The following is a 23,709-nucleotide window of genomic DNA, read 5'->3' as shown; positions in this document are numbered from 1 at the left end:
GGCAGCGGGTTCACGATTAGATTCAGCGCCACTACATCATAACAGCCTGTTACAGTGTTGGTCACACGGGCATATACCGTAGCGGTAGAAGACTGATAACTCATCGGGTTGGTGATCGCATTGGTACCGGCCGCTGCGTTTGCCGCATCGGCATAGAACGCAAGGCTGTACTGCGCAGGGTCAAGCGTACCGTAGATCTCCGCCGCTTTGGTGTTCAGGTTAAAGGTCGCGATACCATCGGTATCACTAGTTCCGTCATCACACAGCTCATAGTCCGCAGGTGCTGTCGCAACCGGTGTAGGGTTGACGATCAGCTGTACCGTTACGATGTCGTAACAGTCGGTTGTGTTAGAACTAACACGAATATAAAGTGTTTGTCCCGCATAATTCAGGTTAAGATATTGGTTCGTGTTAGGCACAGGATTCACATTGAATTCTGCATCCTGTGGTGTTTCGTGAATAGTAACATTTACGTCACTTAAAGCGTTTTGAATTGCCTGAATAGTATTAGTCAGATCAAAATATTCAAAGCCATCATTATTAGGGTCGCATAGTTCAACAGGTGTTGGCTGTGCAATAGGAGGTAGGCCCCCCGGAGGATTGTTAATAACAACTCCGGTAAGTAAGGAAGTACAGTCAGGATTAGCCCTTACTGTTATATTATATGTTCCGGGAAGAACATTATTAAATACAGGATTTGTTAAATAATCTATTCCGTTAATGCTATAAGTAAGACCTGTACCCAATGGCGAATTAATTGTAATGCTACCTGTTGCTGCTGTACATTTTGGCTGAACTACTGTTACATTGGCAATTGCCGGCGGTGCAGGTACAGGATTAACAGTTATGTTACCTGTTTGTGATGTACATCCTGCAGTGTTTTGCGTAATTATTTGATAGTTACCGGGAGCAAGATTGCTAAAGGTTGTACTCGATTGAAAGTTTGTTCCATCAATACTATAAGCAATCCCTGTTCCTATAGGTGTGTTTATTGTTATTGTTCCTGTTGTAACTGTACATGTTGGTTGAGTAACGGTTACACTAGCGACTGCTGGTACTGGTGGAGCTGGGTTTATTATAATGTCAGGCGTTACTGATGTACATCCCACAGCATTTTGCACTATTATATGGTATGTGCCGGTTGGCAATCCGTTGAAAACAGGAGATGACTGGAAAACAGTCCCGTTAATACTATATGTTATTCCGGCTCCTGTTGGGGTACTCACCGTTACTGTGCCTGTATTAGTAGTGCAAGTAGGCTGATTTGTTGTTACAGTAGCAACAGCAGGAGTTGTGGGCGCTGTATTAATAGTAATAGGATTTGTTACTGATGTGCATCCGATAGTATTTTGGACTGTTATATTATAAGTTCCGGGGATAAGGTTTACAAATGATGGATTTGCCTGAAAGGTAGCGCCATCTATGCTATATGTTAATCCTGTGCCCACAGGTGAATTTACTGTGATCGATCCTGTCGGAGTAGTACAATTAGGTTGTATAACGTTTGTATTGGCAACAGAAGGAATGGCAGGAGCGGTATTAATAACTATTGGACTCGTGGCTGAAGTACATCCTGATGCATTCATTACTATAACGCTATAAGAACCTGGAGCCAGATTTGTAAATGATGTTCCGGTCTGGAAATTAGCTCCTTCTATACTGTATGTTAATCCTGTTCCTGTCGGGCTATTTATTACAATTGTTCCTGTAGGTGTTGTACAGGTAGGTTGTGTAACGGTTATATCTGCAATAGCAGGAGTTATTGGCGCGCTGTTAATGATGATTGGACTTGTTACCGATGTACATCCGGCAGTATTCATTACAGTAATAGTATATGAACCCTGGGTTAGTCCTGTAAATGATGTTCCTGTTTGAAATGTAGTTCCATCAATGCTATACGTTAGTCCTGTACCTGTAGGAGTGTTTGTAGTAATTGTACCTGTAGTAATTGTACAATTGGGTTGAGTAACGGTAGTATTTGCAACTGCAGGTGCAGAAGGTACCGAATTTATTGTAATAGGTGTTGTAACCGAAGTACATCCGGTAGTACTCATTACAGTAATGTTGTATGAACCAGCAGCTAAATTATTAAATGATGTTCCGGTCTGGAAATTGGTTCCGTCTATACTATATGTTAATCCTGTTCCTGTAGGGCTATTTATTACGATTGTTCCTGTAGGTGTTGTACAGGTAGGTTGCGTAACACTTGTATTAGCTACTGCCGGAGAAGCCGGAGCAGTATTTATTGTTATCGGGCTTGTTACCGATGTACATCCTGCTGAATTAACGGTAACAGTATAGTTTCCGGGAATAAGGTTTGCAAAAGTTGTTCCTGCCTGGAAAGTAGTCCCATCAATACTATAAGTAATACCAGTGCCTAGTGGACTGTTTACCACAATAGTTCCTGTAGCTGTTGTACAGTCAGGTTGTGTTACAGTTGTATTGGCAACTGTAGGTGCAGATGGTACCGTATTAATTGTTATTGGAGTTGTTACCGATGTACACCCTCCTGAATTAACAGTAATAGTATAACTTCCCGGGGTAAGGTTTGCAAATGTTGTTCCTGCCTGAAAAGTAGTTCCGTTAATACTATATGTTAATCCTGTGCCTATAGGAGTGTTCACTACAATTGTTCCTGTGGGTGTAGTACATGTTGGTTGTGTAACCGTTGTGTTGCCAATTGCCGGAGAAGCCGGGGCAGTATTAATAGTTATTGGACTTGTGACCGATGTACACCCTCCCGAATTAACGGTAACGCTATAATTTCCGGGAGTAAGGTTTGCAAAGGTTGTTCCTGCCTGAAAAGTAGTCCCGTCAATACTATAGGTAATACCTGTTCCTGTAGGAGTGTTTACCACGATTGTTCCTGTAGTTGTTGTACAGTCAGGTTGTGTAACAGTTGTGTTAGCCACTGCCGGAGCACCCGGAGCAGAGTTTATTACGATAGGTAAACTAACAGACATACAATTATTACTGTTTCTTACTGTAATGGTGTATGATCCCGGTGCAAGATTGTTAAAAGTCAAGCCTGGCTGAAAGGTGGTGCCGTTTATGCTGTATGTAAGTCCTGTACCTGTTGGTGCTGTAATAGTAATACTTCCAGTAGCAGTTGTACATGTAGGCTGTGTTGTTGTTGCAGTTGCTACTGGCGGAGCAGGATTAACAACTAATTGAGCAGCATTGCTAACTAACACACATGCTGAAGATGTTATTTCGCAGTAATACTGATTGGCATTAAAGCTTAATGGTATTTGTGTTACAGTTAATGAATTTGTTGTAGCTCCTGAATAATTAGTATTGTTTGTTATATTAGTCCATATTCCGGCAGAATTTAAAACTTTCCATTGGTAAGTAAAGCCTGTAGAAGGGTTTACAGCTACGGTATATGTAGTACTTCCGTTTTCACAAACTGTTGCAGATGCCGGATGCGTAATAGTTGGTATAGGGGTAGGCGTAATGGTATGTACTCCCAAATTTTGACAAAATGTATTAGGAACACCTGGTACGTCATTAGGATGTTGGGTGTTATTCCAGTCGTTTACATTGTAAACCGATACTGGCGCTATTGCATTAGGTTTTCTGATTAGCGTATAGCCAGGACCTGTAAAAGGTACATCTACACGATCTATAACAACACCATTTTTTAAAAGTTCGAATTTGTCGTTTCCGTTAAATCCATTACCCATAGTTTGGTTTGCGGTGGGTGCGGCACAAATTGCCGGATTTGGTGCAGCACTTGCAATAAGATGTGTAGCACCAGGGGCAAGAATTCCTGATAATGTCAGTATGTAACCACTTGTAGGTGTTGCGTCTGAAATGTTACCGTAACGCTGAAGTACATAGGAACTTAAATCGATAGAAGCAGAGGTAGGATTGTATATTTCAATCATTCCCCCATTTCCGGATTCCTGATCATAAAGTTCAGAAATGAATATTTCTGAAAAGTTGTTGGTACACGAAGGGGTAAGTACATTAAAAGAGCCTGTTGAACTTCCGTCGCAGCCATTAGCAGTAATAGTTATTATGCCTGTTGTAGCGGTTGCAGGTACTGTAGCTTTTATTGTTGTATCTGAAATAACAGTAAAAGATGTTGTGTTTACTCCATTGAATTTTACTGCTGTTGCGTTTGTAAATCCGGTTCCGTTAATTGTAACAATTGTATTGGCAGGGCCAGATACAGGAAGGAATGATGAGATAACTGCAGCGGTACAGTTAGAAGTAACTACCCCGTTTAATGTAAAATCATCTAACCTGAAGTTTCCGCCGGTTGCTCCGGTAAGGGTAAGGGTAACGGTAACTGTTCCTGTTAGTCCTGTTATTGGAGTACTTACATTAGTAGCACCAACTGGTGCACCTACCGTGGGTGTTGTACCATTACCTACATTAGTACCATTTATGGCTAACGCCCATGTTGTTGGGCCTATGCTGCTTCGTTGCCTCCAAAAATCAAATGAGGTTACTTCTAGCTGATAACTACCGGCAACATTAAATGTTAATGTTATTGTATTGATGCCAGGTGCTGTTAGCATTGTAATAGCTGTTGTAGCTCCTGCGCCAGGATTACTGGTCCATGAACCTACACTATTAGTCCATGATGACCCAGATAAGTGACTGTCAATTATTGGCGGTGGAACTGTATAAGGATGAGTTGATATTGCGGATGTACCAAAGTTATGATAGTAAACCTGGGCATGGCTGTGATAGCCTATCAATAACAATAATAAAATGTTTAAAATAGTAATTTTTCTGCCTGTAAAATAAGTATTTAGCATACCTTTTTTTATAGCCGAAATTATGTCTATTTGGGGTTTGGGGTATTTTGAAATAGTTATATAATGATGAACTTGTTGTGATAAAATTGTAAAGATTGTAAAGAAAAAAAGCCGCATTAGCGGCTTTTTAATATGAATTGTGAAATTTTTAATCTCTTCGATTTAGGTAAACCCAACCTGTTTGTTGATTACCCGATGATTCAATTACATAATAATAAGTCCCGGTTGGTAGATCTGTATCCTGATTTGTTTGTCCATGCCATTCGTTGGTATAATTATTTTTAGAATACACTTCATGTCCATAACGGTTGAATATACTTAACTTAGTTACATTCATACCTGTAAGGTTAAAATTATCATTCATTCCATCGTTATCTGGAGATATACCTCTTGGTATGTTACAGAAATAGCTATCAACACCTATTGAAATCGTGTTTTCGCACCCTTCGGCATTAGTAACTGTTACCGTAAACTCAAGCGGTAATTGGGTCGAATCTGGGTTGTTTGCCAGGTATTTGGTAACATTAAATGTATTTTCATTGCTGCCAATTGTGTTTCCAGAATTGTCTTTCCATTCGAAATCAGCAGTGTTAATGTCAAATGTAGCATCTAGCGGAAGGGCTTCTACAATATAATTGTTGGTTAAAGTTTTATCGTCACTACATCCTTGTTTTATAGTTATTTGAGGAAGACCCGGTACGGTGTTTATTGTTATGGCTAGTGTCGACGAAGTACATCCTGCAGTGTTTTTTACAGTAACTATGTATGTTCCGGGAGCTAAAGTGTTAAAAATTGTTCCTGACTGAAAGTTTGTACCATCGATACTATATGTTAAGTTACCTGCAATAGGAGAGGTTATAGTAATACTTCCGGTTGGTAGGATACATGTTGGTTGTGTGGTTGTCACGGTTGCTACTGCAGGGGCATCAGTAATAGGATTAATGATGATTCCTGATGTTGTTGAAATACAACCTGAAGTATTTTTTACTGTAACAGTATAATTTCCTGCAGCAAGATTGTTGAAAATAGTTGATGACTGGAAATCTATACCATTAATACTATAAGTAAGATCTGCACCAACAGGAGTATTAACTATAATACTTCCTATAGGTTGAGCACAGCTAGGTTGTACTGTTGTTACCGTCGGTAATTCCGGAGCGTTTGGTACAGTATTGATGCTTATTGTTGCTGTTTCAGATGTACATCCAGCAGCATTTTTTACGACTATTGTATAATTTCCTGGAGCCAGATTTGTAAATGTTGCCCCTGTTTGATATGTAATTCCGTCGATGCTATACGTTAAATCAGCAGCAACAGGAGTGTTAATTATAATGCTGCCGGTAGGTGTAGTACAGTCTGGTTGTACAGTTGTAGTATTAGCTACGGCAGGTGCATCAGGTGTTACGTTTATTGTAATAGGTGTTGTAACCGAAGTACATCCTGCAGCATTTTTTACAGTAACAGTATAAGTTCCCGGAATAAGATTTGTGAAAGCAGTTCCTGTCTGATACGTTATTCCATCAATACTGTAAGTAAGATCAGTAGCTAAAGGAGATATAATAGTAATGCTTCCGATTGTTGTTGTACAAGTTGGTTGTGTTTGTGTTGTTGTTGCTGTAGCCGGAGCGCCCGGAGCAGTATTAATATTTATAGGTGAAGTTACTGAAGTACATCCTGCTGCGTTTTTTACTGTAATAGTATATGATCCGGGAGTAAGATTTGTAAAAGTAGTACCTGACTGATAAGTAATACCGTCAATACTATAAGTAATACCTGCTGCGATTGGAGCGGTAACAGTAATGCTTCCTGTAGGTAGGAGACATGTAGGATGAGCTGTCGTTACGGTAGCTATTGCAGGAGCTGACGGTGTAGTATTAATAGTTATTGTGCCTGTTTGAGAGGTACAGCCCGCTGTGTTTTTTACTGTAATGGTATAGTTGCCTGGAGTAAGATTTGCAAAAGTTGTTCCTGACTGAAAGTTTGTACCATCGATACTATATGTTAAATCAGTGTCAATTGGAGCTGCAACGGTGATGCTTCCTGTAGCTGTTGTACAGGTTGGCTGGCTTGTCGTTATAGTTGCTACGGCAGGAGTTGCAGGTGCAGGATTAATAATAATAGCACTTGTTTCAGATGTACAACCTGTTGCATTTTTTACTGTAACAGTATATGTTCCGGGAGTAAGATTTGCAAAAGTTGTTCCTGCCTGATAGGTAGTGCCATTAATACTGTATGTTATATCTGCAGCTATTGGAGCTGTAATGGTAACGTTTCCTGTTGCAGTTGTACATGTAGGCTGAACCGGTGTTACAGTTGCTACAGCCGGTTGTGGCAATAAAGAAAGACGGGCTGCATTACTGATAAGTGTACAGGTTGTACCAGATGTCATTTCGCAATAGTATTGATTCCCGTTAAATGCTGAAGGTATGTTGTTGATGGTTAATGTTGCAGTTGTAGCACCTGAATAGTTAGTGTTATTGGTTACGTTTATCCAGTTTCCTGCAACAAGAACTTTCCATTGGTAGGTAAAGCCAGTTGAGTCGCTTAATGCAACCGAAAGACTTGTATTGCTATTTTCGCAAGCGGTTACCGAAACAGGGTTAGTTATAGTAGGTGTGGTTCCACCCGGTATAGGGTCAACAATATGGTTTCCTAAATCCTGACAGTAATTGTTAGGAAGGTTAACTCCCGGCTGATCTTCCGGATGTAAAGTAATGTTCCAGTCGTTACCATTGTATGTTGTTACCGGAGCTAATGCATCGGGTTTTCTTATAAGTGTAAAGCCTTTTTGAGAAGGAGTGTTAACCCTGTCAATAACAACATTGTTTTTTAGAAGCTCAAATTTGTCATTGTCATTGAAACCATTTCCTAAGGTAGCCGAAGAAGAAGGGGCTACACATATAGAAGCATTTGGAGCAGAACAGGCTATAAGATATACCATTTCTGAGCCAAGTGTTCCTGTTAAGTTTAGAATATATCCTGCGGTTGGGGTAGTATCTGTTGTATTGCCATATCGTTGTAATGTATAGCCTGACAGATTGATGGTTGAAGTTGTAGGGTTGTATATTTCTATCATACCTCCGCTTCCGGATTCCTGATCATAAAGCTCAGATATATATAGGTCTGAAGGAGGGAGAGGAACTGTACAATTAGAAGTTGTTACAGTGAATGTTGGTCCTATACCCGGACAGCTGTTTGTAGTTACGGTAATTTGACCTGATGTTGCACCAGCCGGAACAGTAGCCGTTATCTGGCTGTCTGAAATTACTGTGAATGCTGCATCTGAGCCATTAAATTTTACTGATGAAGTTCCGGTGCCATTTTGAAAACCACTTCCATTAATCGTTACAAAAGTGTTTACGGGTCCTGAAACAGGGTTTATAGAAGTTATAACGGGAGATGTACATGTTGATGTTACAGTTCCATTAAGTGTAAAGTCGTCTACACGGAAAGTTCCTGCTCCGCCACCTCCACTAAGCGTCATTACTATATTTACTGTGCCTGTTAGTGCTGATACAGGGCTTGAAGGTACTAATGTACCGGTATTTGCCCCGGATGAGGGTATTGTGCCTGAACCAACGTTAGTACCATTAATAGCCATAGACCAGTTTTGACCTCCTGAAGGACTTCTTTGCCTCCAAAAGGAATATGAATCTATAGAGAGTTGTTTTCCCGGTGCTACTGTAAAACTAAGCGTTACAGAAGTTGTACCTGTAAAATTATAAAGGCCAAGCGCCACTCCTGCAGAGCCGTTATAGTTTACCCATGTTCCGGCCTCATTTGTCCAGGCGGAATTGGAAAGATCCGCATTAATTATATTCGGAGCTACAGTGTAAGGATAGGTGTTAATTGTTCCTGTACCAAAATTGTGCTGATAAACAATTTGTGCTGACACTAAGTTAATTAGTGATAAAAGCAGAGCAAATGTTAAGGCTGGCTTTTTTAAAAAAGTATTTTTTTTACGCATATTTAAGTTCTTAATTGACAGATTTTTAATCAATCGATAATGTTGCGCAAGCTACCTTTAAATAAAAAACACCTAATTACTTAAACCTTATAAAATAGTTATGTACTGTATTCTAAATTTAATTTTAGGTTAATGAAAAATAAAAACTCCGGTAACCTAAGAGTTACCGGAGTAGTTTATAAAAATGTATCTAAAACTAGTTTATAACAACACGTTTTGTAGATATTTCTGAACCTGATGTGATAACCATTAGGTAGATTCCTTTTTGAGCGCTGGTCATATCGATAATCTCATTGTCTGAGATCGATTTTTTAACGATCATTTTTCCTGCAGCATCATATACAACAATGTCAGCTGTTTCTGATGCAAGATCAATTTGGAATTGTCCGTTGTTAGGGTTTGGATATACAGTTACTTCCGAATTTTCAGTAGTTGCTGAATCTGATTTCATCGCAACTCTTGCTCCTGAACCTGTATCGAAGCAAGTCCATGCAATATCATCAACGATGATTCTGTTACCGCTGTTTACAAGTTCTATTGTAGCATCAGCAGATACATTAACTGCAAAAGAGAAAGTAGAAGCGACATCTGAAGAAACAGTAATGTCTCCACCATACTGAGTACCGTTAACTAATACTTTTAGAGTAGAGTTACCTGTAAATACTCTTTTGTATTTAAAGCTTAATGTACCTATGCCACCAAGGATAGCTTCAGTATTTTTAACGCTTCCTGCTCTAAAAGCTATTGCTTTACCATTTTCAGTTTGGTCAGTTCTTGCATCTGTAGCGGTCCAGTCTATACCGTTATCACCAGTCCAGCTTCTTGTAGCATAAGCAGATGAAGCAGTACCTATATTGCTGAATGTTTCTCCGCCACCTGTACAAGTAAATACTGTAGTAGAACCTTCAGTCTCAACAGAAGATGAAGCATAAGCAGGACCATTTACACATTCTACGTTGTTGTAAGGATATACAGCAATAGTATAAGTGGTTTCAGGTGTTAGATCATTAATTGTAAATGATGCATCAGTACCAACGTAAGCTACAGTTGCAGTGTCGATAAGATCTCCTGAATTGTAAGTTATACCGTTTGTTGGAGCAGAAGTTATTGAACCAGATGTAGAGATAAGAGCAATATAACTGTCAGCAGTAACGCCAGATACAGTTACATCAAGAGCATTATAAGTTTCATTAGAAACAGCTACAGTAGCAGCTGAAACATCAGGAGTACTACATGCATTTTGAGAAACAGCATTAAAACTTACAACACATGAGCCTTCATTAGCATCATTGCTTACAATAGTTAAAGTTGCAGGAAATTCACCTTCAGTAGCGGCATTAAATCTTACTATAACATCTTCTGTTCCAAGATAAGGGATTGTTACAGGAGCAATAGGGTTTGTTACTGAATAATTTGTGTTGTCACTAAGTGTAAATGCTGTAATAACAAGATCTTGTAAACCTTCATTCTTAATTGTAAATATAGCTTCGTTAATAGTGCTTGTTTGTACTGTACCAAAGTTGATTTCAAGTTCTCCGCAAGCTTTCTCAATAGCTTCATCATTTAAGATTTGTATTTCGGGTCTGTTAGGTACTTCATAACAGTTCCAAACAAGGTCGTCAATTACTGTCCTGTTTCCGCTGTTAACGATTTCTATAGTTACTGGACCATCAAAATCAATATCTTCGCTGTAAGTAGATGCAACGTCAGATGACACAAGGATGTCAGCACCATACTGAACTCCATTGATGAAAACTTTTAGAGTAGAGTTGTCTGTAAATACTCTTTTGTAGCTGAAAGAAAGATGACCAATACCACCGTTTATAGGTGTAACATTTTTAAGTGTACCAGAACGTAGTGTGATAGCACGTCCGTTTAAAGTCTGATCGTTTCTTGAATCAGTAGCATTCCATTGCCATCCGTTGTCACCAACCCATGTTCTGTTAGTATAAGTGCTTGAGTTTGTACCAAGATTTGTAAATGTCTCATTACCTCCGTTACAAGGAGCAACCGGAGTTGAGAAAGTAGTGTCTATAGATTCAGAAGTGAAGTAAAGAGGACCACCAGTACAATTTGCGCTATTGTAAGGGAATACAAAAGCGTAGTAAGTAGTGTTTTCAGTTAATCCTGCAAGAGAAATGTTTGCAAGACTTCCTTTGTAAGCAACAGTACCGTTACCAATTGCATTTCCAACATTATAATTAGCTCCATCAACAGGAAGACCGCTAAGAGGAGTAACGGTAGATAAAACAACAAGGTAAGATTCAGCACCAGTAACGCTTACAGTAGCGTTTACAGAGAATGGAGTCAGGCTATCAAGATCGATATCACCATTTTCAACAACCGGAGTTACACATGGGGCAAGACCGGTACCTTTTAATTCTACAACACATGCAGCTTCATTAGCATCGTCACTGTTTACAGTAAGCGTACAAGTTTTGTTACCGGCTGAAGCAGCATTAAAACGAACAAGTACTATAGCAGAGCCAGAGGCAGCTACTGTAAATGAAGAAGTTGAAGGAGATATGATTGAAAAATCTGTAGCGTTGCTAAGAGCAAGTGAAGAAACGTTTAGTGTAGCTGTACCTGTATTTTTAATTGTAAATACAGCATCAGCAGAAACACCTACAGCCTGAGAACCAAAATCAACTGTAAGTTCACCACAGTTAAAATTAGTGCCTGCAGCATTAGCAATCTGGATTTCAGGTCCTGAAACAGGGTCAGAATAACAGTTCCATACAAGATCATCTACAATAGTCCTGTTTCCGCTGTTTCTGATTTCAATTGTTACATTACCTGATACATTTATAGCCTGAGAAAAAGCAGTAGACGTATCAGATGAAACTGTAATGTCTCCTCCGTACTGAGTACCGTTAACAAAAACTTTTAATGTAGAATTTCCTGTAAATACTCTTTTATAGTTAAAGCTTAGCGTACCAATACCACCACTGATTGTAGTAGTGTTAGCCATAGTACCGGTTCTCATTGCAATTGCTTTACCGTTTAGAGTCTGATCTGTTCTGGAATCTGTTGCACTCCAGCCTACGCTGTTGTCTCCTGTCCAGGTTCTCGTAGTGTAAGTGCTTGAGTTTGCACCTAAATTTGTGAATGTTTCATTGCCTCCCCCGGCACATTCAACGGCTTTACGGGTTATGCTCGTAGTAGTAACATTTTCAGCAGCTTGAAGCGTAGTTCCAAAAGAAACCATCATCAAAGCTAACGCTAAGAAAAATCGTTTTGTAAACATAATTAATAAATTTAAGTTGGTTTTTAATCGTTGATATTAAGTGAATTACCTGCAGGGTTTTATGACTTAACAACTCAAAATTAATTTTAAAGACGTGTACGAAAACGATTTATAGAATAAGGTTTTATTAAGGAAAAGTAATTAATTGGTTGATATTGTTGTAGTTGTATGTACTAATTTCTAACTTATGGTAAACTTAGTTGATTTGCAAATATTTATATATCAGTTGTTTAAAAAATGGCTTAACATTAAGGGCTTATGAATAAGTGAAAAATTGATAATCAGGGAAAATTGACTTAAGAACTATTCAGATTGAAACAATTTTATTATCTGTTGAAACTTTTTTTATAAAAATAAATAATACTATTTTCGATGCCGTAGTTTTACTTCATTAATTCGATATTGAATTTGATATAAATTACTATTTAAGAACCACTAGATTTATCCATTACAATAGTAATCTCATTAAGCTTGTAAAATGAAGACTTCATTAATTAAAACACTAAAGTTTTTTAATATACTATTTTTTATATGCCTGGTGATAGCGTGCAGTCAAAAGAAAGATGACACTGATTATATTATTAGTAAGGATAGTATAGATTTTGAAACAATTGCTAAAACCGATTTTAAAGAGGCTGAAAGAATTGCTGATCAAACAATAGCAAAAGCAAAAGCAACACAAAATGACACGCTCTTTTTAAAAGGGTATTATTACAGGACGCTTCTTGAAGTAAATTCGGGTGTAAAAGAAAAAGCATTAAAGGATAGTGAGTTAACACTGGTTTACTCTGATAAACTGGCCGAGGAATATTATAAGCATAAGCTTTTTATAGTACTTGGAAAATATTATGTCTTGCAAAATGAATATGCCAAGGCAATTAATTACTACCTTAAAGCTCGCGACTATTTCGAAGAGCATAATGACCTAAACAATTTACCTGTAACTTATAATGGTTTGGGTATATTGTATTTTGAAATGGGCGATTTTGATGGAAGTATCTCAAATTTCAATAAATCTTTTGAAATCTATAATAAGCTCGGCGATAAAAGAGGTATGGCTGTATTTTATGCAAATATGGGTAACGTTTACATGATTAAGGAGGATTTTGTAAAGGCAAAAAAATATCAAAAAGAATGTCTCGATACCTTTATTACATTAAAAGACACGGTTAATATAGTTAGTACCATGATTAACCTTAGTAATATTGAATCGAATCTGAAAAATCATGAATCATCGCTTACTATGCTTAATGATGCTCTTGTGTTATCTGAAAAAATAAAAGATTCAAGACTTAAAGAAAGAATTTATCTTAATTATGGTATTACATACTATGAAACTCATGATCTTGATAAAGCTAAGGCATATTTTAATAAACAAATCGAACTTACTAAAAGTATAAAATTTCCCAGGGGAAGACTAGATGCTTTAGAACATTTGGCTAAGATTGCCAAGAATGAAGGTAAGTATAAAGATTATGCGGATTATACCGGAAGCTACTATAAATTAAAAGACAGTGTGTATGGCTCTGAGATTAAGCAAAAGATAGAGGAGCTTAAATGGACTAATGAATTTGAAAAGTCTGAACTTGAAAAGAATCTCTTGAGAAGTAAATACGATATTGAAAAAGAAAGGAGTAATTATCTGATTTTCTCTATCGTATTGGTTATTCTGATTTCAGTTTTGATAACAGGGATTATATGGTTGTCCTATAATGGAAATAAAAAGACTTTAAAGATCAGTCAGTTTGAGAATGAAAGGCTACAGGAAAATATAATTAGGGAGCAGATTAATAACGAAAAAGAAAAAGCTGAAAATGAGTTGCTTAAACTTAAATCGCAACAGCAGGAGCTCGAACTGGATTTAAAGAACCGTGAAATTACAAGCATAAGTGTCCAGTTGATAGCTAAAAATAAACTTATGACTGAAATAGCTGATTTACTTGAAAGAAGTAAAAATTCTAAAGCTGCGATAGAGTCAGATCTTAAATCAATTTTAAATCAAAACCAAAATCAGGAAAAAGACTGGGAACAGTTTAGGGAAGTTTTTGAAAAGATACACCCTAATTTCTTTGAGAAGGTAAAAACGAAATTTCCTCAGCTCTCAACTACCGATGTAAGAATTTGCGCTTACATAAAAATTGGAATGTCATTACATGAGGTCTCAAACCTTTTAAATATTACAATGCAAAGTTTGCACACTTCGCGATATAGAATCAGAAAAAAACTCAACCTTGAAGCCGATCAGAATCTTGACGATTTTGTAAATGAAATTTAATTTTTTTAAAGTTAAAGATGAATTTCTCAGAGGTTCTTTTAAGAAAAAAACACGGTTTTTTTTCTTAAAAATTATTTATTTCGCTTAATGTTATTTTTATCTATTTTTTAACTAACAAAGATGTGCTTAATCCACTTTTAACATACTTGTCTATTGCTTTATTTTCGATTTTATTTAATTAAAAGTATTTAATGTTTTGTTTTTCAGAGTTTTGTATAAAAGTAGGATTTGTTCTTGTTGAGTATTTGTCTAGTGGTGTTTCTTAGTTGTATTTAATATAAAATTTACTTTTGAGCTCTATTAACTACTTAAAAACTAAATTTAGATTAACTATGAAAAGAATTACATTACTACTGCTCGTAATGTTACTTTTCTCTTTTGGAAAATCTCACGCTCAATGGAGTGAAAATTTTGAAAATGGGATTCCATCCAATTGGGGAAAATTTACATTGCTAAACGGAGCACCGGGTACTGTACCTACTTGGGTAAATTCCACAGGTACTACGTGTGAGGGGACGACCGGAGCTTATGTTTCAAATGCTCTTATCGGGATAAATAATGTTTCCCAGGCTTGGTTAGTAACTCCACAAATCTTATTGCCTGCTAATGCAGATTTAACCTTCTATGGATTACAAACGTATCCTGCTCAAAACGGAAGTATTTATCAGTTGTGGTTATCTACTACTTCTCAAACTGATGTCTCTACTTTTACGATGGTTAAATCTTGGACGGAAAATGAAATGAATCCGGGTAACCAATTAGCATGTTATAAACAAACCGTTGATTTGGGAGCTTATGTAAACCAAAACGTTTATCTGGCTTTCGTAAAAAGAGATACACAATACGGAAATACATTACAGGGTGAGCGATTTACTCTTGATGATGTTAAGATCACTCAAAGATGTTTGCCTGCTACAAGTTCAAGCGGAGTAGGAACAGGAGCAAATACAGCAACAATTACAATCAATGGAACGACTACTGGGTCTTGGGATATTAATCTTATTCCTGGAAGTACAACAGCGCCTAATACAGGCGTTGTTACACATACCGGAACGGCTTCGCCAATTGCTATTTCAGGTTTAACAGGGTCTACACCTTATACTTATTATGTTAGGTCTAACTGTGGAGCTACTCAAAGCAGCTGGATCGGACCATATAATTTTACTACTTTTCAGGAAGCTGCATCTTTGCCGCTTATTGATAATTTCGAAGCTACAACAGTTGGGTGGTCTCTAAACAATGGAACACAACTTAATAAGTGGTTTGTAGGTAATGCTACTAACAATGGAGGTCAAAAAGCATTATATGTAAGTAACAATAACGGTACTGCTAATGCTTATACAATTACTCAGTCATCAACAGTTCATGCTTACAGGGATTTGATTATTCCTGCCGGGACAACAAATCTTGGAATTTCTTTCGACTGGAAGGGAGTAGGTGAGAACAATGACTACTTTTATGTTTGGGCTGTTCCAGCTACCTATAACCCGGTTGCCGGAACAGGTATAGTAGCTGCTGCAGACAGAATCAGAATAGCTGATAAATTTAATAGTTCTGTAAATTTCCAACCATACGCATTTATGCTAAATGCATCTCAGTTTGCGGGTCAGACCATGCGTTTGATTTTTGAATGGAGAAATGATGCCATTAATGGAATGCAGCCAGCTGCTGCTATTGACAATGTGTCTGTAAAAGTTGTTGATTGTAAAGTTCCGACTAATATTACTTATGCAGGAATTACTACTAATGGAGCAACGATAAACTGGCAGGAAGCAGGGACGGCTACAGAATGGAATGTTCTTATACTTCCTATGGGGTCACCGTTTCCTGCTGAAAGCGTTGCCGGTATCACTACTACACAACCTACTTATACTGTAAACAACCTTAACCCAACTTCCGGTTATGATGTTTATGTAAGGTCAGTTTGTTCATCAACAAATAAAAGTATCTGGGCAAAAGCCGCTACAAGGTTAATAACAGCTTGCGGTACAATAATTCCACCTTATACTGAAGGATTCAACTCAACTTCACCAAGTAAAAACTGCTGGACAGTTGTAGATTCTAATGGAGATAACCTGAAATGGACTCTTACTACAACATATCAGCCTTATGAAGGCGATCAGTTAGCATCACTAACTAAATACTGGAACTCAACCAGTAACGATGACTGGTTAATTAGCCCTGCTATACAATTAAATGGTAACCAAAGGGTGAAATTCCGTTACAGAGTGGTTTCCGCTTCTTATCCAACGGAGATGGAAGTGAAATTATCAACTACAGGTAATGCTGTAGCTAATTTTACAAATACCTTAATGCCACAACAGGTTATTAATAACACTGTTTATGATCAAAAGATATTTTATCTGAACAGCTATAATGGCGTAGCTTATATTGCTTTGCACGTTCCAAACGTAACTACAAATAGCTGGACATTATGGATTGACGAGTTTGTTGTTGAAGATATTCCTGCTTGTGCTGCACCAACTGCACTTACAGGTTCTAACTACAGCAATAACACAGCAACATTATCATGGGCTGCAGGATTTCAGGAAACACAGTGGGAGGTAAAAGTACAGCCTGCAAATACTGGTGTACCTACAACAGATGGTGTTTTGGTTTCATCTAATACGTACAACGCGCAAAGTTTGAACCCTGCTACTTTGTATGAATATTATGTAAGAGCATATTGTTCATCTACAAACAAGAGCGAATGGGCTGGACCATTTGTATTTAATACAACTGTATGTCCTGCTGAGAATAGATGCAATTATAAATTTAGTATAACGGCTACCAGCGGAAGTGGGACTTTCTCAAAACTTAATGTATATCAAAATGGTATTTTAGTGGGTACAGTTAGTGCATTTTCACTGAACAATACTGGTACTGTAGCTATGTGTCCTGGTCTTCCTTTTACTTTAAACTGGGATTATAATACATGGGATCAATATGTAGCGGAAGTTGTTATAACTGATTCTTATGATGAGATTGTTTACCATTATGTAAAAGGTGTTACTCCGGTAGTGCAACCCATTTCAGTGCCGATATATTCAGGAACAGCAACCTGTACACCGGTAGCTTGTCCTAAACCCCAAAATTTAATTACTACAGCTAACACTTCAACAAGTATAACAATCGACTGGACTGAACCGGGTACCGCAACTTCATGGGAGGTATTTGCTGTACCGGCAGGACAACCGGAACCGGGTGCTAATAGTGTTGGTGTAGTTACAGGTTCACACCCGTATACGCTTAACGACCTTATACCAGGTAGAAGATATACATTCTATGTAAGATCTATTTGTAGTGAGACGAGCAAAAGTACATGGACATTACCAAAAACTTTCTACACTCAAATTACAAATGATAACTGTGATACTGCTTATGTATTGCCTGTGAGTACTACAGGTTATTGCGACACACCTTATAGTGCTACGCTATTGGGGGCAACTGCATCACCTCAGGGTAATGTATGTGGTATTGCTGCCTATGCTAATGATGATGTGTGGTTCGAATTTACTGCGACATCAACATCGCATATATTATATATTAATAACAGAGACGGTTCAAGTACTACCACTCAAAACCTTAGTAAAGTATTATATAGTGGCAGTTGTGGTGCTCTTACACAGGTTCAGTGTATTCAGGGAGCTAACATACAGTACAATACCACCTATTTTATAACAGGTACAGGAGCTAATAATAATGACGTATTATTAAACAACCTTACTGTTGGTACAACGTATAAACTCAGAATATTCTCTAATTATTCTACGGCTAATGACACGCGTTTTGATATTTGTATCGCTACACCAAACAAGGCTCTTGTAGTAAACCAGACTACATATACTGAAGAGCAGTTAATTAGTGATGTATTGGTAAATGAAAACTGTGCACAGGTATCTAACCTAAACTATATAACAGGTACTAACTATGGTGCTGCTCACAATGGTATTGGTTATTTTAGTGCTAACGGAGCTGATTTCCCATTTGAAAACGGTATCATACTTTCAACAGGAAAAGCAGGTAGCGCAACTGGTCCAAAAACGGTTATTCAGTCTGCAAACTATTTGCAAACAGTATCTCCATTTGCTACGCTTTGGTTAGGAGATCAGGATTTATATAATTTTGTTTCTGCATCAGGAACTTCACCAGGTTTGGTAAACTTCTATAATGCTACTTCTATCGAGTTTGATTTTATGGCTTATGGAACAGAAATGTCTTTTGATTATCTGTTTGCATCTGAAGATTATGGATTATTCCAGTGTAATTATGGTGACGCATTTGCTTTCTTCCTAACGGATAGTGATGGTAATACGGTTAACCTTGCCACATTACCGGGAACAACACAACCTGTATCTGTACCTACAACAAGAAACAGTCAGTTTAATTATACGGTTAATGGTAGTAACTGTGTTGCGGGTAATCCTCAGTTTTTCGATAAGTTATTTGATGGTTACAAAGGTGTATCGAGATATGCTGCAGCTGATAACTTTATGGGGCATTCAGTTCCTCTAAAAGTTCAGGCTCCGGTAATACCGGGTGAAACATACCATATTAAAATGGTAATTGCTGAAACCAATGATGGTAACTATGATTCAGCTATCTTCCTTGATGCTAACAGCTTTGATGTGGGACGCATTAATTTTGGCGATGATTTGTTAGTAAGCACGAATAATGCAGTGTGTTTTGGAGGAGAGAAGTTACTTGATACTAAGTTAAGCACTTCATACTTCAACTTTGTATGGATGAAAGACAACGTAGTGATCGATGGTGCTACAGGTTCGTCATATACAGTTAATGAGCCTGGTACTTATAAAGTTACTGCAACAGTTATTACAACCGGATGTACAACAGGAGACGAGATAGAAATTGAATTCTTCGATAATATTGATACAGTTGTAAATTCTCCGGCAGATCTTACATTATGTTCTTCGACTACTGAAGCTGATTTTAATTTAGAGCTTAATACGACAGCTATACTTGATAACGTAGCAAATGCTTCTGATTTTGCAGTTAGCTATTTTGAAACACAAGCACTTGCAGAAACAGGAGATGCAGCAGATGCTATTGCTGATTCTTCAGCATATACAGCTGTAAATGATCATACAGTTTACGTTCGTGTTGAAAATACTGTAACAGGTTGTTTCATTACAGATTCATTCAAAACAATTGTAGTTCCTAATACAACAGCGATTATCGAATTCTCTTATAATGCTACTATTTGCGCAATTGCTGCTCAAAATCCTGAGCCTGTTAAAGCTGCCGGATTTGCAGAAGGTGGAACATATAGCGTTGTTGATACTAATATCACGGTAGATCCGTTAACGGGTATTATAGATCTTGCAGCTACTCAGCCGGGCACATATACAGTTTCTTACACATTGCCAACGGCAAACTGTGTAACAGGTGGTACATATGATGCGAGCGTTACCATAACTGATGCTGCTTCACCTTCAATTGCATTTACATATGGAGATACATGTGTACTGGCAACAAGTGTCCAACCGGTATTACCTACAGGATTTGTAAACGGAGGAACATATTCTTCAACTACATTGACTGTTGATGCGCTGACTGGTGAAATAGATCTTACAGGAGTTACTGAAGGAACTTATAATGTAGAATATTCAGTAAATGCTGATGCAAACAATTGTACTTCAGCAGATACGTATACTGCAACTATAGAAATAATTGCTACACAACAACCTGAGATTAGTTTTAGCTATACAGATGTTTGTGAATTAGAAACTGGCTCTCTTCCGGTACTTTCAGCAGGTTTTGTAACAGGAGGATTATATTCTTCAACTACATTAACTGTTGATGTAGTAACAGGTGAAATTGATTTAAGTACAGCAACTGTAGGGACACACAATGTAACATATTCAGTAGTAGAAAATGCTGCAGCATGTACATCGGCAGATTCCTTTACAGCAACTATAAATGTTACAGCAGCAGCGCTGCCTGAGATTAGCTTTAGCTATGCAGATGTTTGTGTACTGGCAGCTAATGCACAGCCAATATTACCAACAGGCTTTGTAACCGGAGGAACATATTCATCAGCTACATTAACAGTAGATGCATTGACAGGTGAAATAGACCTTAACGGTGCGGATGAAGGTACTTATGAGGTTGTTTATCAGGTAGGTGAAAATAGTGTAAACTGTACAGCAGGGGCTTCATTCACAGCAACAATTGTAGTTACTGATGCTATAAAACCTGTTACATCATTTACGTATGAGTCGGTAGCTTATTGTTTAGGTACATCTGTTGTTACTCCACAATTAGCGTCAGGGTTTAGTACAGGTGGAGAATTTAGTGCTGACAGTAATGACATTGCTATAAATCCTGTCGATGGTTCGGTTAATGTTTCAGCAAGTAAGGCCGGTACGTATGTTATAACGTACACTTATACTGCACAACAGGATTGTGAAGAAGATGGAACAAGCTCATTTACACTTACACTTCAGGATGGATTGAGTGCAACAGTTAATGACGAATGCCGTAACAATGCGCTTTGGTTACAAGTAGTTCCGGCTAACGATTCGTATGATGCTGCATCTGCAACTTATGTTTGGAAAGATGAGAACGGGGTAACTGTTGGTAACGACAGCGAGCTTCTAAATGTTACTGAATATATTGCTGCAAATTCTAATGTTACATTACCGGTTACATTTACTGTAACAGTAATGTCCGGACAGTGTACAGTAACAGAAGAGTATGAAGTGTTTAATGTGCTTTGTGAAGTACAAAGAGGTATATCTCCTAATAATGATGGAATAAACGATAATCTTGACCTGAGAGGTATGGATGTTACTAAACTTACCATCTTTAACAGATATGGTGCTAAAGTTTACGAACAGCAGAACTATACGAACCAATGGTCAGGACAAAGTAATTCTAATTCAGAACTTCCAACAGGTACATATTTCTACGTTCTTGAATTAAAGAATTCTGAAAATAAAACCGGATGGATTTATATAAATAGACAAGATTAGGTAGCTTGTTTGCTTAGGTTGGGCGGCATATTTATTAGCATTTTTTTGTCGCCTTAGCCTTTGCAGTTTTAGAAATTAATTGGTACTAAGTGAGGCTGTATAATCAGTCTCACTTTTGTAGTTATATAAACACCACGATTGTTTAATCAGAATATCCTGCTAAACAATAATAAAAATTGCTATTCTTTCTTAATGCGACAGTGGATCGTATTAATTTAAATTGAAAAATTGAGCTGATGAAAAAGGCATATTTATACATAATGATGTTTCTTTTACTATCCGGTTATACACAGGCACAAACCGGATGTAATGATCTTCCCGCTAGTCTGACACAGGTTACACCTTCAGACTTTGCAAACAATATTTACACTATTGATTTTGCACGCCCTATCTCATTAACTGCAGATGTAGACCCAACAGGTATAGATCCAACAGCAGTTATTTACCAATGGGATTTTGGTATTGGAGCCATATTATATGGTAAAACAATTACATATACTTCTGTACAGGAAGGACTTGTTACACTTACACTAACCACTACCTATCAGGGGTGTGTTACTGTAAGGACTTTTACATTTAATGTACAGAAAGGTGTTCCGTTTTCATTGTACAGGCAGTTTAATGGAAGGTATAACTATACAGCTATTGGAAATACACTAAACCTACAGGAAAATGCAGGAATTTTGGTTAGTGATGAATGTGGTGTGTTAACCCAGTCTTCGGCTACTCTCAGTTTACAACCCGGTCAGACTATTGTAGCTGCTTATCTATATTGGGCTGGCTCAGGATTAGGCGACTTTGATGTAAAGCTTAATAACATTGATGTTACTGCAGAAAGGACATTTTATTCTACAATTTCGGTGAGCGCTAATAATCCCAAACCATCATTTGGTGCATTTGCCGATGTTACAAATATTGTAGCCAGTAGCGGAACATATACGTTGTCCGATCTTGATATTACACAAACTATTGCTGATGATACTGATTATTGTTATTCTGCAATAAATTTTGCAGGATGGTCGGTAATTATAATTTACGCTGACAATACATTACCATATAATCAGGTGGCTGTTTATGATGGTTTTAAGGGTGTTGATGCACAAAATCCGGCGCTTAATATATACCTGGATAACCTTAATGTTATAAGTAATACAGGAGCGAAAATAGGATTTCTTGCATGGGAAGGTGATAACGGAATAGCGGTTAATGAAACGGTTAATGTAAACGGGTCTGTTTTAAGTAATCCTCCATTAAATCCTGCAAATAATGCGTTTAATGGCACTAATAGTTTTACAGGTGCTTCTGATCTTTGGAATATGGATATTGATTATTATAATATCCAGAACTACATTGCTGTTGGAGACACAGATTTAGATGTATCACTTACGTCGGGACAGGATGGAATTATAATGCATAATATTGTTACGGTTATAAATAGTGAGCTTCCCGATGCAACTATTGAGATGATTTTTTTGAGTGGTAATGAAGTCTGCCTTAACCGTGATCTCCAATTGGTTTATATGGCAAAAAACTATAATAGTACTGATATCTTACCTGCAAATACTCCTATAGCGATTTATGCAGATGATGTTTTGATAGCCACTACAGCAACAACTGCTGATATTGCTATTGATGGATCAGAAGTTAATGTTTTGAGTGTTACTTTGCCTTCACAGATTCCTGACGAGTTCACATTGAAGTTCGTAATTGATGATAACGGTACAGGAACAGGTATTGTAAGAGAAACAGATGAAACAAATAATGAATATTCTGAAACTGTAATTTTAAGACAGGGGATAGAGCCGCAAGATGTAGAAAGCGAATTGTTTACATGTTTCAATGGAACTACAGGTGCGTTTGATCTTACTCAGGCTACTGAAAATGTAATCGCTGATTATGCATATGATTTTTATGCCACACAGGCAGATGCTGATGCTGAGTCGAATCCAATTATAAATGATACAAATTACATATCGGTCAATGCAACTGTATATGTGAGAATATATGATTTTTATTCTCCGACATGTTATGAAATAGTACCAATTACACTTACACTTGTAGATTGTCAGCCTCATAAACCTGAAGATGTCGAAGTTTGTGCGCCAACAGGTCAAAATTCTGTTGCATTTAACCTAAACAATTTTGAAGCTGAGATTCTTGATGGCAGACCTGCTACAGATTATACGATTACTTTCCATAATACAGCATTGGGGGCTCAGGATGATACTGATTTTGTTTCTGACCCTGCAACATTTGTGGTGAATTCTGGTAGTCAGGTAACGGTTTACATTCGTATGGAAACTTCGGATAATGCCGATTTATTTGGAACAACCGATTTTGCTATCAATGTAATTTCGCCCCCAACAGTTTCCCCTGCCACCCCGTTAGAGGAGTGCGCAGATAACTTTGACGGCTATGCGTACTTTGACCTTACCCCGGCAGGCGTAGAGATA

General features: G+C 37.6%; 6 protein-coding genes. 3 read left to right on the top strand and 3 right to left on the bottom strand.

Annotation, left to right across the window (positions count from 1 at the left end; translation table 11 throughout):
- From DEU42_RS17240 to DEU42_RS17230, 3 genes are all read right to left on the bottom strand, one after another.
- A partial coding sequence (locus DEU42_RS17240) for a beta strand repeat-containing protein (RefSeq protein ID WP_158537898.1) occupies nt 1-4,772 on the bottom strand: 4,772 nt, incomplete at its 3' end.
- Between the two features lie 148 nt (nt 4,773-4,920).
- Nucleotides 4,921-8,667, bottom strand: a complete 3,747-nt coding sequence (locus tag DEU42_RS17235; RefSeq protein ID WP_158537897.1) for a gliding motility-associated C-terminal domain-containing protein — start codon at nt 8,665-8,667, stop codon at nt 4,921-4,923.
- Between the two features lie 268 nt (nt 8,668-8,935).
- The gene (locus tag DEU42_RS17230; protein WP_114759578.1) at nt 8,936-11,986 is read right to left on the bottom strand and encodes a choice-of-anchor D domain-containing protein; all 3,051 of its coding nucleotides are present in this window, start codon (nt 11,984-11,986) and stop codon (nt 8,936-8,938) included.
- 478 nt (nt 11,987-12,464) lie between these two features.
- Here DEU42_RS17230 and DEU42_RS17225 point away from each other — a divergent pair, with 478 nt between their 5' ends.
- The 3 genes from DEU42_RS17225 to DEU42_RS17215 all read left to right on the top strand — a co-directional run.
- The gene (locus DEU42_RS17225; RefSeq protein WP_114759577.1) at nt 12,465-14,261 is read left to right on the top strand and encodes a tetratricopeptide repeat protein; all 1,797 of its coding nucleotides are present in this window, start codon (nt 12,465-12,467) and stop codon (nt 14,259-14,261) included.
- A gap of 332 nt (nt 14,262-14,593) precedes the next feature.
- A complete protein-coding gene (locus DEU42_RS17220) occupies nt 14,594-21,256 on the top strand; it encodes a choice-of-anchor J domain-containing protein (protein WP_114759576.1) in 6,663 nt (2,220 codons plus the stop codon).
- A 236-nt stretch (nt 21,257-21,492) separates the two neighbouring features.
- A partial coding sequence (locus DEU42_RS17215) for a hypothetical protein (RefSeq protein ID WP_114759575.1) occupies nt 21,493-23,709 on the top strand: 2,217 nt, incomplete at its 3' end.

The sequence above is a fragment of the Flavobacterium sp. AG291 genome (genome assembly GCF_003350375.1).
Lineage (GTDB): Bacteria > Bacteroidota > Bacteroidia > Flavobacteriales > Flavobacteriaceae > Flavobacterium > Flavobacterium suzhouense.
Note: the sequence above shows the minus strand (reverse complement) of the source record. Positions and strands in the feature narration are given on the sequence as shown.